Source organism: Rhodococcus sp. SORGH_AS_0303 (assembly GCF_030819335.1).
Lineage (GTDB): Bacteria > Actinomycetota > Actinomycetes > Mycobacteriales > Mycobacteriaceae > Rhodococcoides.
The window spans coordinates 2,702,501-2,728,757 of sequence record NZ_JAUTBO010000001.1; the positions used below are offsets into that span (position 1 = coordinate 2,702,501).

The 26,257-nt window shown below is 68.8% G+C and carries 20 protein-coding genes and 2 pseudogenes; 3 read left to right on the forward strand and 19 right to left on the reverse strand.

The window, feature by feature from the left end; translation table 11 throughout:
* Positions 1-447: 447 nt before the first annotated feature.
* The 18 genes and pseudogenes from tyrS to infC form a co-directional block, all read right to left on the reverse strand.
* Complete coding sequence (gene tyrS / locus QE449_RS12715) at positions 448-1,716, reverse strand: tyrosine--tRNA ligase (RefSeq protein WP_307108918.1); 1,269 nt, start codon at positions 1,714-1,716, stop codon at positions 448-450.
* Positions 1,717-1,760: 44 nt separating this feature from the next.
* Positions 1,761-2,408: a DNA-3-methyladenine glycosylase gene (locus tag QE449_RS12720; RefSeq protein WP_222638611.1), complete on the reverse strand. Its 648-nt coding sequence runs from the start codon at positions 2,406-2,408 to the stop codon at positions 1,761-1,763.
* A gap of 31 nt (positions 2,409-2,439) precedes the next feature.
* Positions 2,440-2,664 carry a Trm112 family protein gene (locus QE449_RS12725; protein ID WP_027506733.1) on the reverse strand — a complete coding sequence of 75 codons (225 nt, stop codon included), beginning with the start codon at positions 2,662-2,664 and terminating at the stop codon, positions 2,440-2,442.
* A 49-nt stretch (positions 2,665-2,713) separates the two neighbouring features.
* A pseudogene (locus QE449_RS12730) lies at positions 2,714-5,672 on the reverse strand (AMP-binding protein).
* Between the two features lie 109 nt (positions 5,673-5,781).
* Positions 5,782-7,210 (reverse strand): annotated as a pseudogene (argH, locus tag QE449_RS12735) (argininosuccinate lyase).
* Entirely contained in the window at positions 7,207-8,433 is a 1,227-nt protein-coding gene (locus QE449_RS12740; RefSeq protein WP_222638613.1) for an argininosuccinate synthase, read from the reverse strand. Before QE449_RS12740 ends, argH begins: the two are co-directional and overlap by 4 nt.
* Positions 8,434-8,486: 53 nt before the next feature.
* Complete coding sequence (locus QE449_RS12745) at positions 8,487-8,990, reverse strand: arginine repressor (RefSeq protein WP_373428390.1); 504 nt, start codon at positions 8,988-8,990, stop codon at positions 8,487-8,489.
* Complete coding sequence (argF, locus tag QE449_RS12750) at positions 8,987-9,934, reverse strand: ornithine carbamoyltransferase (RefSeq protein WP_027506738.1); 948 nt, start codon at positions 9,932-9,934, stop codon at positions 8,987-8,989. Before argF ends, QE449_RS12745 begins: the two co-directional genes overlap by 4 nt.
* A complete protein-coding gene (locus tag QE449_RS12755) occupies positions 9,931-11,139 on the reverse strand; it encodes an acetylornithine transaminase (RefSeq protein ID WP_056447982.1) in 1,209 nt (402 codons plus the stop codon). The genes argF and QE449_RS12755 overlap by 4 nt, the downstream gene beginning before the upstream one ends.
* Positions 11,136-12,038, reverse strand: a complete 903-nt coding sequence (gene argB / locus QE449_RS12760; protein WP_027506740.1) for an acetylglutamate kinase — start codon at positions 12,036-12,038, stop codon at positions 11,136-11,138. The genes QE449_RS12755 and argB overlap by 4 nt, the downstream gene beginning before the upstream one ends.
* Entirely contained in the window at positions 12,035-13,276 is a 1,242-nt protein-coding gene (gene argJ, locus QE449_RS12765) for a bifunctional glutamate N-acetyltransferase/amino-acid acetyltransferase ArgJ (protein ID WP_307108919.1), read from the reverse strand. The genes argB and argJ overlap by 4 nt, the downstream gene beginning before the upstream one ends.
* Positions 13,273-14,331, reverse strand: coding sequence for an N-acetyl-gamma-glutamyl-phosphate reductase (gene argC, locus QE449_RS12770; RefSeq protein WP_307108920.1), 1,059 nt, complete (start codon positions 14,329-14,331; stop codon positions 13,273-13,275). The genes argJ and argC overlap by 4 nt, the downstream gene beginning before the upstream one ends.
* A 48-nt stretch (positions 14,332-14,379) precedes the next feature.
* Positions 14,380-16,881, reverse strand: a complete 2,502-nt coding sequence (pheT, locus tag QE449_RS12775) for a phenylalanine--tRNA ligase subunit beta (RefSeq protein ID WP_307108921.1) — start codon at positions 16,879-16,881, stop codon at positions 14,380-14,382.
* A gap of 48 nt (positions 16,882-16,929) precedes the next feature.
* On the reverse strand, positions 16,930-18,009 hold the full coding sequence (gene pheS / locus QE449_RS12780; protein ID WP_027506744.1) for a phenylalanine--tRNA ligase subunit alpha: 1,080 nt from the start codon (positions 18,007-18,009) through the stop codon (positions 16,930-16,932).
* 85 nt (positions 18,010-18,094) lie between these two features.
* Positions 18,095-18,934 carry an RNA methyltransferase gene (locus tag QE449_RS12785; protein ID WP_037186780.1) on the reverse strand — a complete coding sequence of 280 codons (840 nt, stop codon included), beginning with the start codon at positions 18,932-18,934 and terminating at the stop codon, positions 18,095-18,097.
* On the reverse strand, positions 18,934-19,323 hold the full coding sequence (gene rplT, locus QE449_RS12790) for a 50S ribosomal protein L20 (protein ID WP_027506746.1): 390 nt from the start codon (positions 19,321-19,323) through the stop codon (positions 18,934-18,936). The genes QE449_RS12785 and rplT overlap by 1 nt, the downstream gene beginning before the upstream one ends.
* Before the next feature lie 47 nt (positions 19,324-19,370).
* Positions 19,371-19,565 (reverse strand): 50S ribosomal protein L35, encoded by a 195-nt coding sequence (gene rpmI / locus QE449_RS12795; protein ID WP_027506747.1) that lies wholly within the window; start codon positions 19,563-19,565, stop codon positions 19,371-19,373.
* 50 nt (positions 19,566-19,615) lie between these two features.
* Entirely contained in the window at positions 19,616-20,293 is a 678-nt protein-coding gene (infC, locus tag QE449_RS12800; protein ID WP_082544654.1) for a translation initiation factor IF-3, read from the reverse strand.
* A 500-nt stretch (positions 20,294-20,793) separates the two neighbouring features.
* Here infC and QE449_RS12805 point away from each other — a divergent pair, with 500 nt between their 5' ends.
* On the forward strand, positions 20,794-21,186 hold the full coding sequence (locus tag QE449_RS12805) for a DUF1844 domain-containing protein (protein WP_231476444.1): 393 nt from the start codon (positions 20,794-20,796) through the stop codon (positions 21,184-21,186).
* Between the two features lie 19 nt (positions 21,187-21,205).
* On the opposite strand, the gene uvrA is transcribed toward QE449_RS12805, so the two are convergent.
* Positions 21,206-24,124 (reverse strand): excinuclease ABC subunit UvrA, encoded by a 2,919-nt coding sequence (gene uvrA / locus QE449_RS12810; protein ID WP_307108922.1) that lies wholly within the window; start codon positions 24,122-24,124, stop codon positions 21,206-21,208.
* Positions 24,125-24,334: 210 nt separating this feature from the next.
* Here uvrA and QE449_RS12815 point away from each other — a divergent pair, with 210 nt between their 5' ends.
* Together QE449_RS12815 and QE449_RS12820 are read left to right on the forward strand one after the other, a co-directional pair.
* On the forward strand, positions 24,335-25,024 hold the full coding sequence (locus QE449_RS12815) for an MBL fold metallo-hydrolase (RefSeq protein ID WP_307108923.1): 690 nt from the start codon (positions 24,335-24,337) through the stop codon (positions 25,022-25,024).
* A gap of 163 nt (positions 25,025-25,187) precedes the next feature.
* On the forward strand, positions 25,188-26,210 hold the full coding sequence (locus QE449_RS12820; protein ID WP_222628646.1) for a DoxX family protein: 1,023 nt from the start codon (positions 25,188-25,190) through the stop codon (positions 26,208-26,210).
* Positions 26,211-26,257: the final 47 nt, after the last annotated feature.

Genomic DNA, 26,257 nt, shown 5'->3' on the forward strand with positions numbered 1-26,257 from the left:
CTCCATTGCTGACAAAAAAGAACCGGTCCCTCCCCGACGGGAAGAAGGAGAAGAACCAGCAAACCAAAACAAAATATTGGCACTGACATTCATCGACACACTGTTGAGTTCTCAAAGAACACGCACACACCACCACCACCCACACGAAGCAGGAGGATCCGGGGCAACCGTTCCAGCCTAGCCAGCCGCACGGAGCCGAGTCAAGACTCGAACTCTTCGGTGACCAGGATGCCAGATGATCTACGGAGCCGGTGATCGAGGCCTTGCGGTCTCGGTCCGTGTCCGTGTCGCTCTGACTCGACAAAAGTTACGCGACGGATAACAGTGCGTCAAATCCGCAGGTCGGCCACACGACGGGCTTGCGACCATGCAGGTCAGCGCGCCGCTCCGGCGCCTCGCGGGCCTTCGAGTGCTCGAACCCCGACTGTGACCCCGCGCACGCGTGGCTCACACCGAGCGCCGTACGCCGGCCATGTTCTTCTTACCCCGACGCAGCACCAGCCACTCACCGTGCAGGAAGTCGTCCGCGGAGGGAGTCCAGTCCTCGGCAGCGATCTTCTGGTTGTTGACCGACACTCCCCCCTCCTTCACCACACGACGGGCGGCGCCCTTCGACTCGCACAGCGACGTGTCGACAAGAAGGTCGACGATCGTGCGCTCCTCCCCTGCCGGCAGCTCGGCGACGTCGGTCTCCGACAGCGCGGCCGACAGTGTCCCCGCGTCCAGGTCGCGAAGCTCTCCCCGGCCGAACAGGGCGGAGCTGGCAAGTTCGACGGCCGCGGTGTTGTCCGCGCCGTGCACCAGCGTCGTCATCTCCGCCGCCAGTCGCTTCTGCGCCGCGCGGGCCTGGGGTCGTTCTGCCGTCGCCGCCTCGAGTTCCGCCAGCTCGTCACGATCGAGGAACGTGAACCAGCGCAGGTACTTCACGACGTCGGCGTCGGCCGTGTTCACGAAGTACTGGTACCAGGCGTACGGCGACGTCATCTCGGGGTCGAGCCACAGGCTTCCGCCACCGGTGGACTTACCGAACTTCGTGCCGTCCGCCGCAGTGACCAGAGGAACGGTCAGCCCGTGCACGGCGTCGCCGTCCATACGTCGGGTGAGATCGATGCCCGCGACGATGTTGCCCCACTGATCCGATCCGCCGACCTGCAAGGTGCATCCGTGCTGCCGATGCAGGTGTAGGTAGTCCTGCGCTTGCAACAACATGTAGCTGAACTCGGTGTAGGACATCCCGTCCGATTCGAGGCGCTTCTTCACCGTGTCCCGCGCCAACATCACGTTGACGGAGAAGTGCTTGCCGATGTCGCGGAGGAAGTCGATGGCCGACAGCGACGCGGTCCAGTCGAGGTTGTTCGCGATGACCGCAGCGCCGGCACCCTCGAAGTCGACGAAGCGAGAGAGCTGACCCTTGATGCGATCGGCCCACTCGGCCACCGTGTCGCTCGAGTTCATGACGCGTTCGCCGACGTCACGCGGATCACCGATGAGTCCGGTGGCTCCGCCGGCCAGCACGATCGGACGATGACCCGCACGCTGGAAACGTGACAGGACCAGCAGCGGAACGAGGTGCCCTGCGTGCAAGCTCGGTCCCGTCGGATCGAATCCCGCGTAGAGGGTGATCGGGCCGTCCGCGGTGGTCGCCGCTGTCAGTGCCTCGATGTCTGTCGACTGGGCTATCAGTCCACGCCAGGTCAGGTCCTCGATGATGCTCACACCGCTGATTCTTTCGCATGCACGCACGTCACCCGACGGCGCCCTCAGGCCTGAGTACCGGGCTCCCCGGCGGGGTCTGTCGGAGCTCGCGGGTTCCGTCTATAGGCAGACACGGCCACCGAGGGAATCCAGAAACGCCACGGACGGTCGGGAGCGGTGGACACGCCGACACGAGGACCTGACTGTACCGGTGATGCCGTCTCGTCCGACAGCGTCACCGACACTTCCGCGCTCTCGGCGAAGACACGAACACCGTTGTGGGCCAACGACAGTGCGAGAACACTCCCGACGTTGCCAGGTCCGCGCGCCATACCGAACTCCGGTGCGCGGGGCCTCCGCGTCCTGGCGACCGCGAGACCGTCGACGACCTCACCCGCGCGGATCAGGACGGCGCCGGCCGTTCCGTCAGGACCACAGACGATGTTCGCGCACAGATGCATCCCGTAGCTGAGATAGACGTACAGGCGACCGGGCGGCCCGAACATGACCGAGTTGCGCGGTGTGGGGCCTCGGAACGAGTGCGCCGCGGGGTCGGGCCAGGGTCCGCCGGGATCTCCGCCGTACGCCTCCACCTCGACGATGCGCAGCGTGACGCCGGCGCAGGTCAGACTGGCGCCGAGCAGACGCGTCGCCGCGTCGACGGGAGTCGCGGACCCGAGAAGTCGTTCGGACGGCAGTACGGGGCCGGTCATGTCGGCGATCGACGAGTCGCAGTCGCTCCCGTCACTCCGCGATCGGAGCGGGCGCGGTCGCCCGGGCCAGAATGTCCTCGTGCTCGGCGTCGGTGGCGTCACGCGCATCGTCGATGAGCAGCACCGGAATGCCGTTCTCGATGGGGTAGACACGGCGCAGCCGGGGGTTGTAGAGCAGCTCGTCCTGGATCAGCAGAAGCGGACCCTTGTCCTGCGGGCAGGCGAGAATGCTGTGCAAGCGAGCATCGACGCTCAAGAGGACTCCTCGTTCCGTCGTCGCGTCGGTCTTCCGACGCGGTCTCACCCTACTGATGCGCGGTGAAGCGCTCCGCCGCCACTGCCTTCGTCATGCGCTTGTACTCGCCGGACGTCGACGCCAGATACCAGGTCTTGACCCCCGGACCGGGCAGTCCGGCAGCGCGCAGCGTGTCGTCGAGTGGTCGGAACGCGCGGCTCAGCGGGATGTCCGCGACCACGTGCACGACGTCGGGTCGCTCGGCCGGATCCAACACCAGCAGCGCGTCCGACACCATCGATGCCGTGAGGTTCTGACCCGCCCGCACGGTCACCGCGCACACCGACCACTGGTCACCGTGCTCCCCGATGCCGTACGCCACGGCCAAGTCCACCGGCTCCGCCTCGCCGATCGCGTCGGCTATCGGCTGCGGGTAGACGGGTCCGCGTGCGGTGGTGATCACCGAGCGCTTGTGCCCGAGCAACCAGTAGTCACCGCCCTCGTCCCGGCGGAACAGCAGGTTGGTCGGAGTCCACACGTCGCCGGCACTGAAGACACCACGCATGAACGCGCCGCTGGAGTCGTCCAGTCCGGGGCGGCCGAGCAACAGGCCGGGTTCGCCGGTCTCACAGTGTCGGACGAATCCCTGCTCGTCCACGAGGTACCGACCCGAGACGGCGTCGTATGCCGCGAGTTCCACCCGTGCACTGCCCGGCAGCGGGCGACCCTTTGCCCCGATCTTCGTTCCCGCCACGTTCGCGAGGACGACGTCGCCCTCGGTGGACGCGTAGAACTCGAGTACCCGCGCAGGTGCCAGTCGTTCGAGCGTGTGCCGCCACAGGTTGGTGGGCATGCCCGATCCGATGAGGAGCCGTACGGCGTGCTGTCCTCGGTGCGGAAGGGACTCCGACGTCAGGATGTCCCGCATCATGGTCCACGTGTAGGACACGACCGTGACGCCGTAGCGCTGCACCTCGTCCGCGAAGCGCTCGGGCTCGACACCGCGCGACAGCGCGATGCGGGACCCGCCCGCCAACGCGCCGCCCACCGCCACGAGCAGTCCGGCCGAATGGTGCAGCGGCGCCAGGCAGTACACGGTGTCGCCGCGGGACAGACCTGCGGAGCTGGCCGTACCGAAGGCCGACAGAGCCCAGCGGTAGTTGGTGATGAACTTGGCATCCAGGGTGTCGTCGTTCCCGCTGAACAGCACGAAGGCGAGTTCCCGTGCGCGCCCGGGGTTGGGGACGTACCACCCCGGCAACTCCACCGTCGACGGGTCGACCTGCTCGAGATCCACGACCAGGTCGGAGTCCTCGATGTCGAGCGAGCGGGACTCGCCGCCGCCCAGGACCAGCACGTCCAGTCCGTGGTCGACGGATCCGGCCAGATTGTCGGGGTCGACGATCAGCAGTTCGACGCGCCCGAGTCGCAGCGACGCCGAGAGATCGCTGGTGGGCTGCAGCATGACGGCCACCGCACCGATGCGGGACAGTGCGGCGACGGCGGCGAGTGCGCTCGGACGTGTCTCCATCAGCACGCCGACGTGCATCGCGGGGCGTACACCGTTGACGATCAGGCCGCGCACCACGTTGTCGATGCGCTGGTCCACGGCGGCGTAGGAGTACACACGGTCGTCGAACACGAAGCACTCACCGGCACTCGCGCGCCGAGCCTGCTCACCGAGCAGACGACCGAGGGAGACCTGCGAATGAGGTTGCAGCTGGCCGAGTCTGGCGAGACGGGGCAGTGTGCGAGCGGCCTCGGACGAGATCTCACGAGACCCCTTCACGGCCCCGGCCGCCGCCGAGGCGATGCCGCGACCGAGACCCAGGCCGACCTCGGCGATGGTGGCCGCGGTGTGGACGAGACGATTTCCCACCGACACGCCGCTCTCCGAGGCCGGGTGCTCGTCGTACCCCATGGCGTGCACCTCGACCGGCCGCGGCCCCAGGCCCTCGCGCCACCGGATCCACCCCGCCGTGCTCGGCCACGTCTGCGTGGCCGCGGTGCTCCCCACCACCAGTCCGAAGTGCCCGGCGCGGAGCCCTGCTTCGTACACCTTGGCCCGCGGAGCCGCCTTGCGGATGCCGCGCACCGCGAGCGGTTGGCCGATGTCGTCGACCTCCCCCACGAACGCGAGGATCGGCATGGTCAGTTCCGCGAGCGAGACGACCTTGCCGCGGATGGAGAACCCACCCGTCATCATGCGGTTGTGCACGACGAACTGCGTCAACAGTTCCGCGACCGCCGGGCCCGACCAGGCGACCCACCCGTCCATCGCGAGGAACCGGCGCTGGGACTCGCGGGGCAGGAGCGCGTCCCGGTCGTGGAGCTGGAGCAGGAAGTCGATGCTGCGACTTGACGGTCTTGGCCGGGTCGAGCAACTGGAACCCGGTGCGGGCCATCCAGTCGGTCACCGCGAGACGCGTGAACACGTGCTCGGCGAGGAACTCGGCACCCTTGGTGGCCACGTTCGCCGGGATCCCGAGAGGGAGCGCCGCGAGGGTGTCCACCGGACTGCCGAACGTGATGATGCTGGCGATGTCGCGACTCGAGCGGTACGCGGCGGCCTGGTAACAGAACATGCCGCCCTGCGAGTACCCACCGAGGTGGACCTCGCGACCCGTCCGCTCGGCGACGATGTCGATGATCTCGCTGATCGCGACGATGTGGTCCGCCAGCGTCCGGTTCCACCCGCCCTCCTCGGTGGCCGGCGAACCGAAGTCGACCACCCAGGGGTCCATCCCCGCCTCGTGCAGGATGCCGACGCCGCCCTGGTCGCGGGTGACGTCGTAGACGTCGGCCGACATCATCATCGGCGGTACGAGCACGACGGGCGGACCCGTCTGCTCGGACTCCGGGAAGTACCGACGCAGCCGGTACATACGGTCGCGCGCGACCACCGAGAAGGGAGACGGAACGGCATCCGTCTCGAGTCCCCCGAGACGGATGACCTCGAGCCCGTTCTGCGCCGTGGCGACCACACGCCGCAACGACGTCGCGACCGACCCGGTGTCGATTCCCAGCAACTGCACTCCTCGAAGGCGGCATCGATTCGGTCGGTGTGGTCCACGACTCGTCGACCGATGAGGACACAGCGTCTCACATCACTCCGACCGCTCGGATCGGGTCGTCCCGTCAGGCCGTGATCCACGTCCTGAGCTCGCCCGCGGTGCGCTGGACCACGATGATCTGCTCCGCCACCCGCGCGGGCGCGGTACCGCCGCGGCTGTCCCGCGAGCCGATGGAACCGTCGACGGTGAGCACCGAGCGGACCTCCGGCGTGAGCGCCGGGTCGATCGTCGCGAACTCCTCGTCGGTCAGTTCGTCCAGACCCACACCGCGCGACTCCGCACGTCGCACGCAGTCGCCTGCCACCTCGTGGGCGTGCCGGAACGGCACACCGTTGCGGACGAGCCACTCGGCGATGTCCGTCGCCAGCGTGAATCCCGCCGGCGCCAGCTCGCGCAGCCGGTCGGTGTGGAAGGTGAGGGTGGACACCAACCCGGTCAGGGCGGGCAGAAGCATCTCGAGCTGGAGCACCGAGTCGAAGACGGGCTCCTTGTCCTCCTGCAGATCACGGTTGTACGCGAGGGGCTGAGCCTTGAGCGTCGCGAGCAGACCGGTGAGATTGCCGATCAGTCGCCCGGTCTTGCCGCGCGTGAGCTCCGCGACGTCCGGGTTCTTCTTCTGCGGCATGATCGAACTGCCCGTCGACCATGCGTCGGCGAGTGTCACGTAGCCGTACTCCGGGGTGCTCCACGACACGATCTCCTCGGCGAGACGCGACAGGTCCACGGCAGTCATGGCCAGGACGAACGCCGCCTCGGCGGCGAAGTCGCGCGAACTCGTCGCGTCGATCGAGTTCTCCGCGGAACCGTCGAACCCGAGCTCCGCGGCGATCTTCTCCGGGTCGAGTCCGAGCGACGAGCCCGCCAGGGCGCCCGAACCGTAGGGCGACACCGCGGCGCGGCCGTCGAAGTCCCGGAAGCGCTGCACGTCCCGCAGCAGCGGATGGGTGTGTGCGAGCAGATGATGCGCGAGCAGGACCGGCTGCGCGGCCTGCGAGTGCGTCTTGCCCGGCATCGCCGCGTCGGGATGTGCCTGCGCCTGCGCGGTGAGGGCCTCGACCACGTCCAGCACGCCCGCCGACACCCGCCGCACCGCGTCCCGCAGCCACATCCGGAACAGGGTCGCGACCTGGTCGTTGCGCGACCTGCCGGCACGCAACCTGCCGCCGAGCTCGGGACCGACCCGGTCGATCAGCCCGCGCTCGAGTGCGCCGTGCACGTCCTCGTCGGACTCTGCGGGACCGAACGCACCCGAGTCGACGTCGGCGGCGAGCTGATCGAGGGCCGGTGAGCATCGCCTCGAGATCGCCCGCCGTCAGTAGGCCGGCCGAGTTGAGCACACGTGCGTGAGCCTTGGAGGCACGGACGTCGTACGGGGCGAGCACCCAGTCGAAGTGGGTCGACTTGCTCAGCGCCGCCATGGCTTCCGCGGGACCCGACGCGAAGCGCCCACCCCACAGAGCGCCCGCGTTGGTGCCGTGAGCGGGTGACGTCACAGGTCCGACTGTCCCTGCGCCGCCACCGCGCCACGGTCACGGCTGGCGGCGATCTTGGACGACAGGCCGTGCAGCTGCACGAAGCCCTTGGCCGACGACTGATCGAAGGTGTCGCCCGCGTCGTAGGTCGCGAGGTTGAAGTCGTACAGCGACTCCCCGCTGCGACGACCGTTCACGACGACGGTGCCGGCGTGCAGCACCAAGCGGATCTCGCCGGACACGTGCTCCTGGGTGTGCTGGACGAAGGTGTCGAGTGCACCCTTGAGCGGCGAGAACCACAGGCCGTCGTAGACCTGCTCGGCCCACTTCTGGTCCGTGTGCCGCTTGTAGCGGCCGAGCTCGCGTTCGAGGGTGACGTGCTCGAGCTCCTCGTGGGCACGGATCAGGACCATGGCGCCGGGAGCCTCGTAGACCTCGCGGCTCTTGATGCCGACGAGCCGGTCCTCGACCACGTCGAGGCGGCCGACACCCTGCTTGCCCGCACGGGTGTTCAGTTCCTGGATCGCCTGCAGCACCGACACCGGGCGGCCGTCGATGGCGGTCGGACGTCCCTTGTCGAATGTGATGACCAGCTCGTCCGGCGCGTTGAAGTTGGCCGTCGGATCCTCGGTGTAGTCGTAGACGTCCTTGGTCGGGGCGTTCCACAGATCCTCGAGGAACCCGGTCTCCACGGCGCGACCCCACACGTTCTGGTCGATCGAGAACGGCGACTTCTTGGTGACGTTGATGGGGATGCTGTTCTCCTCGGCGAAGGCGATGGCCTTCTCGCGGGTCCAGGCGTAGTCGCGCACGGGGGCCAGCACCTCGAGCTCGGGCGCGAGCGTGTTGAAGCCGACCTCGAAGCGGACCTGGTCGTTGCCCTTGCCGGTGCAGCCGTGAGCCACGACGGTGCCGCCGTGCGAGCGCGCATTCTCGACGAGGTGCTTGACGATGAGGGGACGGCTGATGGCCGACACCAGCGGGTAGCGGTCCATGTAGAGGGCGTTCGACTGGATGGTCGGCAGGCAGTACTCGTCCGCGAACTCGTCCCGAGCGTCGACGACGACGGCTTCGACAGCGCCGCAGTCGAGTGCGCGCTGCCGGATGACCTCCATGTCCTCGCCACCCTGGCCGAGGTCGATCGCCACGGCGACCACCTCCTTGCCGGTCTCGCGGCCGATCCAGCTGATGGCGACAGAGGTGTCGAGACCGCCGGAGTAGGCGAGGATGACGCGTTCGGCCATGGGGTGTGTGCTCCTTCGTGTGATTCGGACGTTCTGGGATTCGGACTGGTGGTTCAGCGCGCGAGATTCTCGATGCGGTCGGCGAGCTCGCGTCCGGACAGCGGATCGCGGGCAATCACGAAGATGGTGTCATCCCCCGCGACCGTTCCCACAATCTCGGGCAGTGCCGCCCGGTCCAGTGCACTGGCGAGATAGTGCGCGGCTCCGGGCGGCGTGCGGAGAACGGCCATCGTGGAGCTGGCGTCGGTGGAGACGAGCAACTCGCCGAGCAGCCGGGAGAGCCGATCGGTGCCGCCCGCGACCCCTCGGACCGGGCTGCCGTCCTCGGGAACGACGTAGACGCCCGCACCGCCGTCGGCGGCGCGAAGTTTGACGGCGCCCAACTCGTCGAGATCGCGGGAGAGAGTGGCCTGGGTGGCCTCGATCCCCTCCGCCGCGAGCAGCGACTGGAGTTCCTGCTGCGATCGGACCTGGTGGGTGGAGAGCAGGGCCACGACGCGCGCCTGGCGCCCGGCGCGCGTCGACGACGTCACCGGGCCCTGCGACTCGGCGATCACGGCGTCCGTCGTCCCGATGCCGCCTGCTCGAGTAGCCACACCAGGACGGCCTTCTGTGCGTGCAACCGGTTCTCGGCTTCGTCCCACACGACGCTGCGAGGGCCGTCGAGCACCGTGTCGCTGATCTCCTCGCCGCGGTGGGCCGGGAGGCAGTGCAGGACGAGTGCCTCCGAGTCGGCACGGTCGAGCAGCGACTCGTTGATCTGGAACGGGCGGAGGGGTCCGACGCGGTCCAGGCCGTCGTTCTCCTGTCCCATCGATGTCCACGTGTCGGTGACCAGCACGTCGGCTCCGGTCGCGGCGGCGATCGGATCGTTCGTGACGGTCACGCTCGCTCCCGTCCGCTCACCGCGCTCCTGCGTGGCAGCCAGCACCGACGGGTCCGGCACGAAGCCCTCCGGGGCGGCGATCGTGACGTCGACGCCGGCGGTGACGGCGCCGAGCATGAGGGAGTGCGCCATGTTGTTGGCACCGTCGCCGAAGTACGAGAGGCGCAGACCTCTCAACGATCCCTTGCGCTCGGCGAGCGTCTGGAGATCGGCCAGCACCTGGCAGGGGTGGAAATCGTCGGACAGCGCGTTGACGATGGGCACGCTCGCCCCCGTCGCCATCTGCTCGAGGCGCTTCTGCCCGAACGTGCGCCATACGACGGCGTCGACGTAGCGGGACAGCACGCGCCCGGTGTCCTGCAGCGTCTCCTCGCGTCCGAGCTGCGTGCTGCGGCCGTCGACGACCACTGCGTGGCCGCCGAGCTGCGCGATGCCCATCTCGAACGAGAAGCGGGTGCGCGTCGAGTTCTTCTCGAAGATGACGCCGACGCCGCGCGGACCCTCCAGCGGGCGCCGCGAGAACGGTGCCTTCTTGAGTTCGGCTGCGAGAGCGAGGATCTCGGCCTGCTCCTCGGGGGAGAGATCGTCGTCTCGAAGGAAGTGCCGCAGTGTCACGAGGTCGCCTCTGCTGTCGGCCGCGCCTCGTCGAGGACCGCGGGAAGTGCACGGACGAACGATGCTGCCTGCTCGTCCGTGATGATCAGGGGCGGCGCCAGACGCAGGACGTTCGCCTGCGCCGCGTTCACCAGGAAGCCTGCGTGGCGGGCCGCGGTCTCGACATCGGCCGCCACCGGCTCGGTGAGGACGATGCCCAGCAGAAGGCCCGCACCCCGTACGTGATCGACGAGGGGATGTCCGAGCGCCTCGATGTCGTGTCGCAGGATCTTGCCCAGCCGGTCGGCGTGCGAGAGCAGATCCTCGGACGCGAGAGTGCGCAGCACCGCCAGGGCCGCCGCCGAACACACCGGGTTGCCACCGAACGTGGTCCCGTGCTTGCCCGGGGTGAGCATGGCGGCTGCCGGGCCGATGCCGATGCAGGCGCCGATGGGCAGTCCCCCGCCCAGCCCCTTCGCCAGGGTGATGACGTCCGGGACGATGCCGAACCGCTGATGGGCGTAGAACCACCCCGTACGGCCGATGCCCGTCTGGACCTCGTCGAGGATCAGCAGGGCGCCGTGGCGCGCAGTGATCTCGCGCGCTGCGGGCAGATAGCCCTCCGGCGGGACGACGACTCCGCCCTCACCCATGATCGGTTCGAGGAAGACGGCGGCCGTGTTCTCGTCGACCGCCGCCTCGAGCGCGGCGATGTCGCCGTAGGGAACGTGCGACACACCGGCGGGCATGGGCTCGAACGGAGCCCGCTTGTCCGCCTGCCCCGTGAGCGCGAGGGCTCCCATGGTCCGACCGTGGAACGCGTTCTCCGCCGCGATGATGTTCGGTCGACCCGTGAGACGCGCGATCTTGAAGGCGGCCTCGTTCGCCTCGGTGCCGGAGTTGCAGAGGAACACCCGAGCATCGCCGCCGGCCGCGTGACCGAGGTGCTCGAGGAGGTGCTCCGCCAGTTCGATCGACGGCGGCGCCGCGTAGAGGTTGGACGTGTGGCCCAGCGTCGTCAGCTGGGCGGAGACCGCCTCGACGACGGCAGGATGTCCGTGGCCGAGGATGTTGACCGCGATCCCGGCGAGGAGATCGAGGTACTCCTTGCCGTCGGCGTCCGTCACCACGGCTCCCGAACCGCCGACCAGCGCCACGCGCGGCACGCCGTAGTTGTTCATCAGCGCATTCGAGAAGCGTTGCTGCAGTTGCTCCGTGCTGGTCATGCCCGTCCTCTCGTACTGCCGTCGTGCACCATCGTGCCGATGCCCTCGCCGGTGAACAGTTCCAGGAGCACGGAGTGCTCGAGTCGACCGTCGATGACATGGGCGCTGGGAACTCCCCCGCGCACCGCGCGCAGACACGCCTCCATCTTGGGGACCATGCCGGCGTCCAGGCCGGGCAGCAGTTCGGCGAGGACGTCCGCCTCGATCTCCGAGACGAGCGACCCGCGGTCCGGCCAGTTCGTGTAGAGCCCCTCGACGTCGGTGAGGACGACGAGCTTCTGCGCGCCGAGCGCCTCCGCGAGGGCCGCGGCCGCGGTGTCCGCGTTGATGTTGTGCACGACGCCGTCCGCGTCGGGAGCGATAGTCGAGACGACCGGGATGCGCCCGGCCTCGATGAGGTCGTGCACCGCAGCGGGATTCACCGTCGTCACGTCGCCCACCAGACCGATGTCGGTGGCGACACCGTCGACGGTCACGGTGCGTCGAGTCGCCGTGAACAGGTGCGCGTCCTCGCCGGAGATGCCGACAGCGTAGGGGCCGTGCGCGTTGATCAGTCCGACCAGCTCGCGACCGACCTGCCCGAACAGGACCATGCGCACGACGTCCATCACTTCGGGCGTCGTCACGCGGAAGCCGCCGCGGAACTCCCCCACCAGTCCGAGTCGAGTGAGCATGGCGGTGATCTGGGGACCGCCGCCGTGCACGACCACCGGGTGGATACCGACGGTGCGCAGGAACGCCATGTCGGCCGCGAACGCGGCCTTGAGTCGATCGTCGATCATGGCGTTGCCGCCGTACTTGACCACGACGACCTTGCCCGTCCACTGCTGGAGCCACGGGAGGGCGCCGGCGAGGATGCGTGCGGTGTCGTGTGCGGACACGGGCTCGGACGACGTCATGACGAGTACGCCGAGTTCTCTTCGACGTAGGCGTGCGACAGATCCGTGGTCCTGATCGACGCCGACGCGGAGCCGACACCGAGGTCCACCTCGACCGTGATGTCGACGGCCGAGAGATCGACCTCACGAGCGCCGGGCACACCCATGCTGTCGACGCACACGGGATTGCCGTTGAACGACACGACGATGCGATCGGGATCGAGCGCGACCGGCGCGATGCCCACAGCGGCGAGAACGCGGCCCCAGTTGGGATCGGAGCCGAACAGCGCCGTCTTGACGAGGGAATCGCGTGCGATGGTTCGCGCAGCCATGAGTGCGTCCTGTTCGGACTCGGCACCACCGACCCTGACGATGATCCGCTTGGTCACGCCCTCCGCATCGGCCATCAGCTGATCCGCGAGGTCGTCGCACACCGCGAGGACAGCGGCGTCGAGTTCCTCCTGTGTCGCCTCGATGCCGCTGGCACCGGACGCGAGGAGCAGCACCGTGTCGTTCGTGGATGTCGCGCCGTCCACGTCGAGTCGGTCGAAGGACTGTGCCGTCGCGTGCCGGAGAGCGCGATCGAGCTGATCGGCGCTCGCCACGGCGTCCGTGGTGACGACACACAGCATCGTCGCCAGCGAGGGCGCCAGCATGCCGGCGCCCTTGGCCATGCCGCCCACGTTCCAGCCGTTCTCGTGGTGGATCGCGGCCTGCTTCGGCCGGGTGTCGGTCGTCATGATCGCGTAGGCCGCATCGGTGCCGCCCGAAATGCCTCCGGCGAGCTCGTGCACCACCTCGGTGACACCGCCGAGCACCTTGTCCATGGGCAACCGGTCGCCGATCAGTCCGGTCGAACACACGGCGATCTCGCCGGCGCCCGTCTCGGTTCCCCAGTCGCTGAGGGTCGATGCGAGGTGCTCGGCGGTACGGTGCGTGTCCTGGAATCCGGGCGCGCCGGTGCAGGCGTTGGCGCCGCCCGAGTTCAGGACGACGGCGCGGAGCCGACCGGAGGTCAGCACCTGCTGCGACCACAGGACGGGCGCAGCCTTGATCTTGTTCAGGGTGAAGACACCGGCCGCTGCCAGATCGGGGCCCTCGTTGACCACGAGGGCGACGTCGAGGCCCCCCTTGGCCCGGAGACCGGCCTCGACCCCGGCGGCCCGGAATCCCGCTGCCGACGTCACACCCTGTGTGCGGACGAGAACCCCGGGAGCGCGCGTGGGGGCGCCGGGAGAGGACTGGCTGTGGTCGGTCATGGTGCTGTTCCCACCGTGGAGAGTCCGGCGCTCTCGGGGAGTCCGAGAGCGATGTTCATCGATTGCACCGCGGCACCGGCGGTGCCCTTCGTCAGATTGTCGATGGCGGCGAGGACCACCAGCAAGCCCGCGTCCTCGTCGACCGCCACCTGCAGGTGGACCGCGTTGGACCCGAGCACCGACCCCGTCTGCGGCAGCTGCCCCTCCGGGAGAAGGTGGAGGAAAGGTTCGTCGGCGCAGTACTTCTCGTAGACCGCACGCGCCTCGGAGGCCGACACTGTCGTCGGAGCGGTGCACGTCGCCAGGATGCCGCGCGGCATCGGAGCCAGCACAGGAGTGAACGACACGATCACGTCGGTGCCGGCGATGGCGGAGAGGTTCTGCGTGATCTCCGGCGTGTGGCGATGCGCGCCGGCGATGCCGTAGGCACGGACCGACCCCATGACCTCGGAACCCAGCAGGTCCGGCTTCGCCGCGCGACCGGCGCCGGAGGTGCCGCTCACGGCCACCACGGTCACGCGGGGCTCGACCATGCCGGCAGCGAACGCGGGCGCCAGAGCCAGCGACGAGGCGGTGGGATAACACCCCGGGACCGCGATGCGCGTCGCTCCGACCAGGGCGTCCCGACCACCGGGCAACTCGGGCATGCCGTAGGGCCAGTGTCCGGCGTGCTCCCCGCCGTACCAGCGATCCCAGGCGGCGGCGTCGGTCAACCGGAAGTCGGCACCGCAGTCGATGATCAGCGTGGAGTCCGACAGCTGTTCGGCGAGGGCGGCTGACTTCCCGTGCGGGAGCCCGAGGAACACGACGTCGTGCCCCTCCAGGGCCGCGGCGTCCGTGTCCACCAGCACGCGGTCCGCGAGCGGAACGAGATGCGGATGGTGTTGCCCCAGCGTGGTTCCGGCGTTTCCACCGGCCGTCAGGGCGCCGATGGTCATCCGGCCGTCGAGCACTGCCGGGTGTCCGAGCAGCAGACGCAGGATCTCGCCACCCGCGTAGCCACTGGCGCCCGCGACGGCCACCCGGGTGCCCGTCGATGTCGATGCACTGTCCATACGATGATTATGCATGACGGTGCAAGCTCATTCAAAAGCGGCGCACCGTCAGTGTCGGAGCTCGGCTCCCACCGCCGTCGCCGCTGCCGCGACGGCGGCATCGCGAGCGGCACTCGCCTCGTCCTCGGTCAACGTACGGTCGGCCGCTCGGAACCGCAGGGCGAAGGCCAGCGACTTCCGGCCGGAACCGACCTGATCGCCGGAGAACACGTCGAAGACACGAATGTCCTCGAGGAGTGGGCCCGCCCCCGACATCAGAGCCGACTGCACGGCGGCGGCCGGGACGGACTCGTCGACGACGACCGCGACGTCCTGCAGCACGGCGGGGAACGGCGAGATGGACGGCGACGGCAGCGGCTCGCGGGTGGGAACGCGATCGAGGTCGATCTCCACCGCGCAGGTCCGCGGCGGCAGACCGGCGCGCTCGAGGACACCGGGATGCAGCTCACCCGCGTGCCCGACCACGACACCGTCGACAACGACTTCGGCACACCGGCCCGGATGCCACGGAAGGTATTGGGCGGACCGGAGTTCCACCTCGACACCGGACGCGCTCGCGATGGTCCTCGCTGCGCTGAAGGCATCGGTGGCGTCGGCAGGACGGCCGGCGCCCCACGGCCCGGGTGCCGTCACCGCACCGGTCAGCACGACGGCGGCGTGCAGCGGCTGCACCGGCAACGACTGCTTCAGAGCGTCGATCTCGTCCTCGGTGGGACGACGGTCGACGGCGAGCGCATCGATCGGGCGCGTGCCCTCGCCCGGTTCGACGACCTGCGCGACGGCGAACAGCGCCAGATCCCGCTGTCCGCGCGAGACGTTGCGCTGGGCGATCTCCAGGAGACCCGGGACGAGAGTGGTCGCCAGTTCGGGTCGGTCCGCCTCCAACGGATTGAGCACCCGCGTGGTCACCCGGCGCGGATCGTCCGCGTCGAGTCCCCAGACGTCGAAGACCCCGGCCGGCAGGAACACGGGAGCGAGGACCTCGACGTGCCCCGTGTAGGCCAGTGCCCGACCCACCGCCCGGCGACGACGCTGGGCGGCGGTGAGTCCGCGGCCCGCGGGAGCGTGCGGCAGGACGGACGGAATGGACTCCAGTCCCTCGAGTCGCAGCACCTCCTCGACCAGGTCGGCGGCCTGACGAAGGTCGGGACGCCACGTCGGCGGCGTCACGACTGCCACCCCGCGCCCGGCCTCGGACACGTCCACGACGACCTCGCACCCGACCTGGGTGAGGCGGCGCACCGCGGTTCCGCTCGGATAGGTCACACCCGCCACCCGGTCCGGCAGGTCGAGATCCATGGTCACGGTGTCGGACACCGTCGGTGCACCGATGTCGGTGAGCAGCGGCTCCACCCGGCCGCCCGCGATCGAGGCCAGCAGTGCGGCGGCACGGTCGAGCGCGCGCACCGGGAGAGCGGAGTCCACCACTCGTTCGTAGCGACGGCTGGCCTCACTGGGCAGCCGGTGACGGCGCGCGGTGCGGAACACGGCGAGCGGGCTCCAGATGGCCGCCTCGAGCAGGATGTCGGTGGTCTCGTCGCCCACCTCGGTGGACGCGCCACCCATGACACCGGCCAACGACACCACGCCGGACTCGTCCGCGATGACGACGTCCTCCGGGTCGAGGGTGCGCACGGTGTCGTCGAGGGTGCGGAGCGTCTCCCCCGCCTCGGCCCGGCGGACCACCAACCCGCCCGAGAGCGCGGAGGCGTCGAACGCGTGGAGCGGTTGGCCCAGTTCGAGCATGACGTAGTTGGTGACGTCGACCGCGGGCGAGATGGGTCGCACCCCGGACAGCAGCAGCCGCCGCTGGATCGTCCAGGGGGTCACCGCCGCCGGATCGATGCCCACGACGCGGCGCGCGGCGAAACGGGTGGCACCCGACTCGGAACGGACGTCGACGGGCCACGCCTCGCCCTCGGAGGCGGCCGCGGACACGACGGGCTGCGGGGCGTCGGCGGGATCGACGAAGTCCACGTCGAAACCGCACGCCAGTTCGCGGCCGAGACCGCGCACGCTCAGGGCGTATCCGCGATCGGGCGTCACATTGACGTCGAACACGGTGTCGTCCATGCCCAGAACGGCGAGTGCGTCGTCGCCGGGCTCGGCCGTGCCGGCAGGCAGCACGAGAATGCCGGAGTGATCCGAACCGATACCGAGCTCGGACACCGAGCAGATCATGCCGTCGGACGTGCGCCCGTACGTGGACCGCGCGGCGATGGCGAACCCGCCGGGCAGAACGCTGCCGGGAAGTGCGGCCACGATGAGGTCGCCCTCCGCGAAGTTCCGTGCACCGCACACGATTCCGCGGGGCTCCGCCTCGCCCACCTCGACCAGGCAGAAGCGGATCGGCTTCTTGAACTCGGTCAACTCCTCGATGGACTGCACACGGCCGACGACCAACGGGCCCGTGATCTCCGGAAGAGGGATGACGTCCTCGATCTCGAAGCCGACGGACACGAACCCCGCGTCGAGCTCGTCAGCAGTGACGCTCCACTCGGGAGCGGCCTTCCGGACGACCTCGGTCAACCAGGACTGGGGCACTCGCACGACTTCTCCACTCTCTCTGTCTGAATGCTTGTCTGCAGGGGCCGAGCGTCAGCCGGCCACGCCGAAGGGCAGGCTGAACCGCACGTCGCCCTCGACGATGTCGCGCATGTCGGGAATGTCGTTGCGGAACTGCAGCGTTCGCTCGAGGCCCATACCGAAGGCGAACCCGCTGTAGATCTCCGGGTCGACGCCACAGGCGCGCAGCACGTTCGGATTCACCATGCCGCAGCCACCCCACTCGACCCAGCCCGCTCCACCCTTCTTGCGGGGGAACCACACGTCCACCTCCGCGGACGGCTCGGTGAACGGGAAGTAGTTGGGGCGCATACGGGTCCGCGTCTCCGGGCCGAACAGCGCACGCGCGAACGCGTCGAGCGTGCCGCGGAGATTGGCGAGCGTGAGCCCCTTGTCCACGGCGAGTCCCTCGACCTGATGAAAGACGGGCGTGTGCGTCGCGTCGAGTTCGTCCGTACGGAACGTACGCCCGGGGCACACCACGTAGATCGGCAGGTCGCGCTCGAGCATCGACCGCACCTGCACCGGCGAGGTGTGCGTGCGCAGCACCTGACGAGACCCCTCGGGCGCGACGTGGAACGTGTCCTGCATCGTCCGCGCGGGATGGTCTGGCAGGAAGTTGAGCGCGTCGAAGTTGAAGTGCTCGGTCTCCACCTCCGGGCCCTCGGCCACCTCCCACCCCATCGCCACGAAGACGTCGGCGACCTGATCGGCGATGACGGTGATGGGATGGCGGGCACCCACCGGGCGGCGGACGGACGGCAGGGTCACGTCGATCGCCTCGGCGACGAGCACGGCCGCGTCACGTTCGGCGAGCAGCACCTCACGACGATCGTCGAACGCGATCCGCACGCGGTCACGCGCCACCTTGACCCGCTTGCCGGCGTCGGCCCGCTCGGTCTTCGGCAGCGAGCCCAACGCGCGCTGTGCGAGCGCGAGGGGCGCCTTGTTCCCGATGTGGTGGATCTTGGCCTCGGACAGAGCGTCGATGTCGGACGCGGCGGCGAAGGCGGACTCGGCCTCGGTGACGGCTGCGTCCAGCGCCGCGTCGGTCAGCGCCTCCGCGTCGGCAGCGGCCTGATCGGCCTGCGCTTCACCCTCGTTGCGCTCCACGTCCACACACTCCATCGTCTCGATCGGCGAGCACCTCTGTCGCGGTGCTCCTCGCGGTCGCCGGGCAGAACCCGGCGGGGAAAGCCTAGGCGGTGCCCCCGCGGCGCTGCACCCGCGCACCGGCGTACAGACACACGGCGGCCGCGGTGGCGAGGTTGAGACTCTCGGCGCGGCCGTGGATGGGAATGCGCACCCGGTGATCCGCAGCAGCCGCGACCTCGCGGGACAGCCCGTGCGCCTCGTTGCCGAACACCCAGGCGGTGGGCCCGGCCAGCGCGTCGTCGGCGTCGTCGAGGTCCAGTTCACCGTCGACGGTCGTCGCCAGCAGACTGGCGCCGGTCGCACGGACCGCGTCGAGTACCGCCGTCACCGAACGCTCCCGTGCGACGGGGAGATGGAAGAGACTTCCGGCGGACGCGCGGACGCTCTTGCCGTTCAGCGGATCGACACTGTCCCCGGCGAAGATCACAGCGCCGGCGCCGGCGGCGTCCGAGACGCGCAGGATGGTGCCCGCGTTGCCCGGCTCGGAGATGTCGACGACGACCGTCACGAGTGACGGGTTCGCGGCCAACGCCTCGGCCAGGGAGACGACGACGGACGTGCACACGGCCACGATTCCCGGCGGCGTCACGGTGTCCGACAGCGATTTCGCCGCGCGCTCGGTCATCAGCTGCGGCTGCGCACCGGCCGCGGCCGACGCCTCGAGCAGTCCGCGGTGCTCGTCGAACCAGCGCTCGGTGGCGAACACCTCGCGCACGACACCGGCGGCGACCGCCTCGGTCACCGCGTTCTCGCCCTCCGCGAGGAAGAGGCCGGTTCGCCGACGTTCGACGCCGCGCTGCAGCTTGACAGCCGAAACGACCCGCGGAGTCCGCTCGGTGAGCGGCGCCGCGGGTCGTGACGGAGTGTCGTCGAAGCGCCTGATCAGGCTGCTTCTCCGGCCGGTGCGTTGATGTCGGCAGGCAGTGCCGCCTTGGCGATCTCGACGAGTGCGGTGAACGCCGCAGCGTCGGAGACCGCGAGCTCGGCGAGGATCTTGCGGTCGACCTCGACCTCGGCGATCTTCAGACCCTGCACGAAACGGTTGTACGTGATGTCGTTCGCCCGAGCTGCCGCGTTGATACGCGTGATCCACAGCTTGCGGAAGTCACCCTTGCGAGCGCGGCGATCGCGGTACGCGTAGGTGAGCGAGTGGAGCTGCTGCTCCTTCGCCTTGGTGTAGAGACGCGAACGCTGCCCGCGGTATCCGCTGGACGCCTCGAGAATCGAACGACGCTTCTTCTGGGCGTTGACCGCCCTTTTCACGCGTGCCACTGGTGAATCCTGTCGTAGTGGGGCCTAGGGCCCGAGTGGGAAAGAGATCAGAGACCGAGAAGCCGCTTGACGCGGGGAACGTCGTTGGGGCTGACGACGGCCTTGCCGTCGAGGCGACGCGTCACGCGCGAGGACTTGTGCTCGAGCAGGTGGCGGCGGCCGGCCTTCTGGCGCAGGATCTTTCCGCTACCGGACACCTTGAATCGCTTCGCGGTGCCGCTGTGAGTCTTCGACTTGGGCATGAGTCCTCAGTTCTGTTACTTCGGTCGGTGGTGCTGGTGGATCCGAACGCTCAGGCGCTCGGTGTGGCTGGTGCCTGCGGCGTCGCCGGCGTCTGCGGAGCAGCGGGTGCCGGCGGTGTCGCCTCGGCGGCGGGTGCAGCAGTCGGCGCGGAGGCCGGCGGCGGCACGGTGGCGCGCGGTGCGTTGGACGCCTCCGCTGCCTTCGCCCTGGTCTTGGCGCCCTTGTGCGGAGCCAGGACCATCGTCATGTTGCGGCCGTCCTGCTTGGCCGAGGTCTCGACGAAGCCGTGCTCGGCGACGTCGGCGCCCAGGCGCTGCAGGAGGCGGTAACCGAGTTCGGGCCGCGACTGCTCGCGTCCACGGAACATGATGGTCACCTTGACCTTGGACCCGGCCTCGAGGAAGCGGACGACATGGCCCTTCTTCGTCTCGTAGTCGTGGTCGTCGATCTTGGGACGAAGCTTCTGCTCCTTGATGACCGTGAGCGTCTGGTTCTTGCGCGACTCACGAGCCTTCTGCGCGGCTTCGTACTTGAACTTGCCGTAGTCCATGATCTTGCAGACCGGCGGACGGGCGTCGGGTGCGACCTCGACGAGGTCGAGATCGGCTTCGACAGCCAGGCGGAGTGCATCTTCAACACGCACGATCCCCACCTGTTCACCGCCAGGTCCGACGAGTCGGACTTCGGGAACTCGGATGCGATCGTTGATGCGGGTCTCAGTGCTGATGGGGCCTCCTCGGTAGTGCGGTGACGGATGGTGGTGCTCGACCCGATGCGGTGCGCCGTCCTACGCGCTCCACACCGGCGCTCGTGCTCTCCGTCTACCTCGACACCGTGGCCACCCGATTTGTTCCCGCGGGAACCTTCCGAACGACGAAAACCCCGTCGCTCACGATCGAGATCGCGAGCAGCGGGGTCCGGTACCGACCGGTCGACGGATGTCACCATCCGCGGGCCACCTCGTCTCGTCGACGAAGCGCACCACTTCCCGATGTGGCTGGGAAGGACCGGAACCACTGCCCGGCGAACCGTGCGGTGGTGGGAGTCGGACTCCACTTGCTGCCTCCGGGTTCCGCATCCGTGCCCGGCACTCACGCGCCGACACGGACACACCTGAAGGCGGTCGTGGAAAAAGAATAACACCAGGTGCCCTCGCGGACCGAATCCGTCCGGTCACGCACCGGGCGGGGACGTCGGTGTCGGCGCATCGTGGCATCGTCTGATGTCATGACGACCCCCGATGATGCCGTTCAGGCCGGTGCTCCCCAGGTGGAGGGCGATGCGCCGCAGCTCGAGCCGGACGTGCGTGAACTGGCCGACGTCCCTGCGATCGAGGTCATCAGCCGCGCCGCGGTGATGCTCATGAGCTCCGCCGCCGAGAAGCTGGGACTCTCCGACGCGGATCCGTCCGACAGCCCCCACCTCGACCTCGACGAGGCGAGACGCGTGATCACCGCACTCGCCGGACTGGTCACGGCCTCCGTGGAGTACCTGGGGCCGCACGCCGGCCCCATCCGCGAAGGGCTGCAGGCACTGCAGAAGGCGTTCCGCGAGCAGTCGGCACACCCGGACGCGCCCGGCGCCGGGCCCGGCGAGAAGTACACCGGGCCCGTCCACTGACCGTCACGCGACGGCCCGGTCAGGAGACCGCGACAGGCTTGCGCTTGCGGGTCCGCTTGACCGGGACCGGTGGGGTCGAGGCGGCGTCGAGAGACTCCTGCAGGAACTTGCCGGTGTAGCTCTCGGGCACGGCGGCGATCTGCTCGGGAGTGCCCTCGGCCACCATCGTTCCGCCGCCGGATCCGCCCTCGGGTCCCATGTCGATGACCCAGTCGGACGTCTTGATGACGTCCAGGTTGTGCTCGATGACGATGACGGTGTTGCCCTTGTCCACCAGACCGTTGATCACCAGCAACAGCTTGCGGATGTCCTCGAAGTGCAGACCCGTGGTCGGCTCGTCGAGGATGTACACCGTGCGTCCCATGGAGCGCTTCTGCAGCTCTGCGGCCAGCTTCACACGCTGCGCCTCGCCGCCGGACAGCGTGGTGGCCGGCTGCCCCAGACGGACATAGCCCAGGCCCACCTCGTTCAGCGTCTTGAGGTACCGGTGGATCGAGGTGATCGGTTCGAAGAAGTCGGCCGCCTCCTCGATGGGCATGTTCAGCACCTCGGCGATGGTCTTGCCCTTGTAGTGGACCTCGAGCGTCTCCCGGTTGTACCGGGCACCGTGGCACACCTCGCACGGCACGTAGACGTCCGGCAGGAAGTTCATCTCGATCTTCAGGGTGCCGTCACCCGAGCACGCCTCGCACCGGCCGCCCTTCACGTTGAAGGTGAACCGACCCGGCTGGTAGCCGCGGATCTTGGCCTCGGTCGTCGCGGCGAACAGTGTCCTTATCTTGTCGAACACCCCGGTGTAGGTAGCCGCGTTGGACCGCGGCGTACGGCCGATGGGTGACTGGTCGACCCGGACCAGCTTGTCCAGCTGGTCGAGGCCGTTGACGCGGGTGTGCCGACCGGGTACCTGACGAGCGCCGTTGAGCTTGTTCGCCATCACCGTCGCCAGGATGTCGTTGACCAGCGTGGACTTGCCCGATCCCGACACGCCCGTCACGGAGGTGAGCACTCCCAGCGGGAAGCTGACGTCGATGTCCTGCAGGTTGTGCTCCCGGGCACCGATCACGGAGATCTTGCGCTTGGGATCGATCGGGCGACGTACCGCCGGGACCTCGATGGCCGAGCGACCCGAGAGGTACGCCCCGGTGAGGCTCTCCGCGTTGGTGAGAAGCGTCTCGTAGGTTCCGCTGTGCACGACACGTCCGCCGCGTTCACCGGCGAGCGGGCCGATGTCGACGACCCAGTCGGACGTGCGAATGGTGTCCTCGTCGTGCTCGACGACGATGAGCGTGTTGCCGAGGTTGCGCAGCCGCGTGAGCGTGTCGATGAGCCGGCGGTTGTCCCGCTGGTGGAGGCCGATGGACGGCTCGTCCAGCACGTACAGAACTCCGACGAGACCACTGCCGATCTGCGTCGCGAGGCGGATGCGCTGCGCCTCGCCGCCCGACAGCGTTCCTGCCGCGCGCGACAGCGTGAGGTACTCGAGTCCCACATCCAGCAGGAAGCCGAGGCGGGCCTGGATCTCCTTGAGCACCTGGCCGGCGATGGCCTCCTCACGCGGACCGAGCGTCAGCGTGTTGAGGAAGTTCGAGCACTCCGAGATGGACAGTGCACACACGTCGGCGATGGACTTGTCCCCGAAATCGCCCGCGGCGATGGTCACGGACAGGATCTCGGGGCGCAGGCGGGCACCCTCGCACACCGGGCAGTCGACCTCCCGCATGTAGCCGTCGTAGCGCTCTTTCATCTGCTCCGACTCGGTCTGATCCATCCGACGGTGCAGGAAGGGCATGACGCCCTCGAACTCGGCGTAGTAGGACCGGGTGCGTCCGTACCGGTTCTTGTAGCGGACGTGCACCTGATGCTCGCTGCCCTCGAGGACGGCACGCTTCACCTTGGCCGGCAGCTTCCGCCACGGGGTGTCGATGTCGAAGCCCATGGCGTCGGCGAGCCCGGACAGCAGCCGGCCGAAGTACTCGGACGTCTGGCCCATGGACCACGGCGCGATGGCGCCGTCCGCCAGGCTCAGATCGGGGTCCGGAACCACCAGTTCGGGGTCGACCTCCTTGCGGATGCCGAGTCCCGCACACTCGGGGCACGCGCCGTAGGGCGAGTTGAACGAGAACGCGCGGGGTTCGAGTTCGTCGACGGACAGCGGGTGCCCGTTGGGGCACGCCAGACGCTCGGAGAACCGGCGCTCACGGTCGGCGGCGTTCTCCTCGCGGTCGACGAAGTCGAGCACCAGGATGCCGTCGGCGAGGCGCAGCGCGGTCTCCACCGAGTCGGTGAGCCGCTGCTTGGACGACGCCTTGACGGTCAGGCGGTCGACCACCACCTCGATGTCGTGCTTGTCCTGCTTCTTCAGCTTGGGCGGATCGGTGAGCTGGTGCACGGTGCCGTCGACGCGGATACGAGAGTAACCCTGCGTGTTGAGCTGCTCGAAGAGATCGACGAACTCGCCCTTGCGGGTGCGCACGACAGGAGCGAGCACCTGGAAACGCAGGCCCTCCTCCATCGCGAGCACCTGGTCGACGATCTGCTGGGGCGACTGCTTGGCGATGCGCTCACCGCACTGCGGGCAGTGCGCCGTGCCGGCGCGTGCGTAGAGCAGGCGCAGGTAGTCGTAGACCTCGGTGATGGTGCCGACCGTGGACCGCGGGTTGCGGTTGGTCGACTTCTGATCGATCGAGACCGCGGGCGAGAGGCCCTCGATGAAGTCGACGTCCGGCTTGTCCATCTGGCCCAGGAACTGGCGCGCGTAGGCCGAGAGCGACTCGACGTAGCGGCGCTGACCCTCGGCGAAGATGGTGTCGAACGCCAGGCTCGACTTGCCCGACCCGGACAGACCGGTGAACACGATGAGACTGTCCCGGGGCAGATCGATGTCGACGCCCTTGAGATTGTGTTCGCGTGCGCCCTGCACTACCAGGCGATCCGCCACGGTTGTCCTCTCCTTCGTCACGGCCCACGGCCGTGCAACGTGCTGCGTCGACTCTCTCGTCGACCGCGTGAACTGCCCACTCTTCGTCGGACATGTCGTGTTCGGACACGACAGGCTTCGACGACCATATGCCCGAGGTCCGACAGACTCGACCGGCCGACGGGCTCCGCGCCCGGCTCACGACCGGTCGTCGTGGGTAATCTCACGCTCATGACCGAGAATGCACCGACGATCTCCGACGACTACACCGGCGAGGTGTCCGTGGGGACGGGCTCGCAGCGCCGGACCCTGTCGCACGCCACGATCGTGAAGACCTCGGTGGGCCCGATGGACAACAACGCCTACCTCGTCATCTGTTCCCGGACGGGCCGATCGCTGCTCGTCGACGCCGCGAACGACGCTCCGACGCTGTGCGCCGTCGTCGACCACGTGGCACCCGAGGTCTCGCTGATCGTCACGACGCACCAGCACTTCGACCACTGGCAGGCACTCGAGGACGTCGCATCGGCGACGGGCGCCCCGTCGGCGGCACATCCGCTCGATGCGGAACCGCTCCCCGTCGCCCCCACCCGCCTGCTCGACGACGGCGACTCCGTGCAGGTCGGCGACGTCACCCTCGACGTGATCCACCTCCGCGGCCACACTCCCGGGTCGATCGCGCTGGCGCTCACGGACCCCGAGAGCGGCGTCGTGCACCTGTTCACCGGCGACTCGCTCTTCCCCGGCGGCGTCGGCAAGACCGACGGAGAGGCGAACTTCGTGTCGCTGCTGGAAGACGTGGAATCGCGGATCTTCGGTCGCTACGACGATCGAACGGTCGTCTACCCGGGCCACGGCAAGGACACGACGCTGGGCTCGGAACGTCCTCACCTTCACGAATGGCGGACCCGCGGCTGGTGATCCGTCACCACGATCCGGTCCCCCGCCCGCCCCGCGATTCAATCGCCGGGGCGGGGGGTATGGATACAGTTCGAGAGCGTCACATGCATGTCATGGGCGTGAACAACCGCACTCGTGCAGCCAGAGCAGTCCCCCACACCACAGCCGCAACGCAGGAGGCTCAGTGATTGTCCGCCGGATCGCCCGACCGATGCTCGCATCCATCTTCATCGCAGGAGGCGTGGATGCGCTGCGCAACCCCGCCGGAAGGGCTCAGGCCGCGAAGCCTCTGATCGAGAAGAGCCAGGACGCCCTTCCCGACGAGGTGACGCAGAACGTTCCCTCCGACCCCGAGACGCTGGTCAAGATCAACGCCGCGGTGCAGATCGGCGGCGGATTCCTTCTCGCGACCGGTCGGGCGCCGCGCCTCGCGTCCACCGTGCTCGCGGGCAGCCTCGTCCCGACGACCCTCGCGGGTCACTCCTTCTGGAACGAGACGGACCCGCAGGCGAAGGCGCTGCAGCGCACCCAGTTCATCAAGAACGTCAGCCTCCTCGGCGGCCTGCTCATCGCCGCCGTCGACACCGAGGGCAAGCCGTCCGTCGCCTGGCGCGGTCGCAAGGCGGCCAAGTCGGCCAAGGTCGCCGTCGCCGGCGCCCTCCCGCTGGTGTCCTCCTCGGACAGCTCCGAGACGCTCGCCCACGCCGGCGAGCGCGCCAAGGAGCTCGCGGGCGTCGCCGCCGAGCGCGCACAGCCGCTCGTCGAGATCGCCTCGCAGCGTGGCGCCGAGCTGGCGGACGTCGCCCAGGATCGCGGCGGCAAGCTCGCCGAGCTGGCCAAGGAGCGCAGTGCCAAGTGGGCCGATCTGGCCGCTGCACGCGCATCCGAGTTCGCCGACGTCGCCCAGGATCGCGGCAGCAAGTACGCCGAGATAGCCGCGTCCCGCGGTGCCGAGCTGGCCGAGAAGGCCAAGGCCGACGGCAGCGACCTGGCGGACAAGTACGGCAAGAAGGCTCGCAAGCAGGCCAAGAAGTCCGGCAAGGACGCGCGCAAGCAGTTCGACGCCGCACGCAAGGAGTACAAGAAGCAGTACAAGTCCACCAGCAAGGACGCACAGAAGCAGCTGCAGTCGTCGCTGAAGGACGCCGAGAAGCGCGCCAAGGAGGCACGGGCCCGCGTCGAGGGCACGGTGCACCAGTACCTCTGACCTTTTCCCACAGCACACGGCCGGTGTTCCCGAGAGATCGGGGGCAC

What these genes read in the sequence shown, in the direction of transcription:
- QE449_RS12720 (WP_222638611.1), bottom strand. Translation starts at nt 2,408, where the DNA reads ATGACCGGCCCCGTACTGCCGTCCGAACGACTTCTCGGGTCCGCGACT.
- QE449_RS12740 (WP_222638613.1), bottom strand. Translation starts at nt 8,433, where the DNA reads ATGGCCGAACGCGTCATCCTCGCCTACTCCGGCGGTCTCGACACCTCT.
- QE449_RS12755 (WP_056447982.1), bottom strand. Translation starts at nt 11,139, where the DNA reads ATGACCAGCACGGAGCAACTGCAGCAACGCTTCTCGAATGCGCTGATG.
- argB (WP_027506740.1), bottom strand. Translation starts at nt 12,038, where the DNA reads ATGACGTCGTCCGAGCCCGTGTCCGCACACGACACCGCACGCATCCTC.
- argJ (WP_307108919.1), bottom strand. Translation starts at nt 13,276, where the DNA reads ATGACCGACCACAGCCAGTCCTCTCCCGGCGCCCCCACGCGCGCTCCC.
- argC (WP_307108920.1), bottom strand. Translation starts at nt 14,331, where the DNA reads ATGGACAGTGCATCGACATCGACGGGCACCCGGGTGGCCGTCGCGGGC.
- rpmI (WP_027506747.1), bottom strand. Translation starts at nt 19,565, where the DNA reads ATGCCCAAGTCGAAGACTCACAGCGGCACCGCGAAGCGATTCAAGGTG.
- QE449_RS12805 (WP_231476444.1), top strand. Translation starts at nt 20,794, where the DNA reads ATGACGACCCCCGATGATGCCGTTCAGGCCGGTGCTCCCCAGGTGGAG.
- QE449_RS12815 (WP_307108923.1), top strand. Translation starts at nt 24,335, where the DNA reads ATGACCGAGAATGCACCGACGATCTCCGACGACTACACCGGCGAGGTG.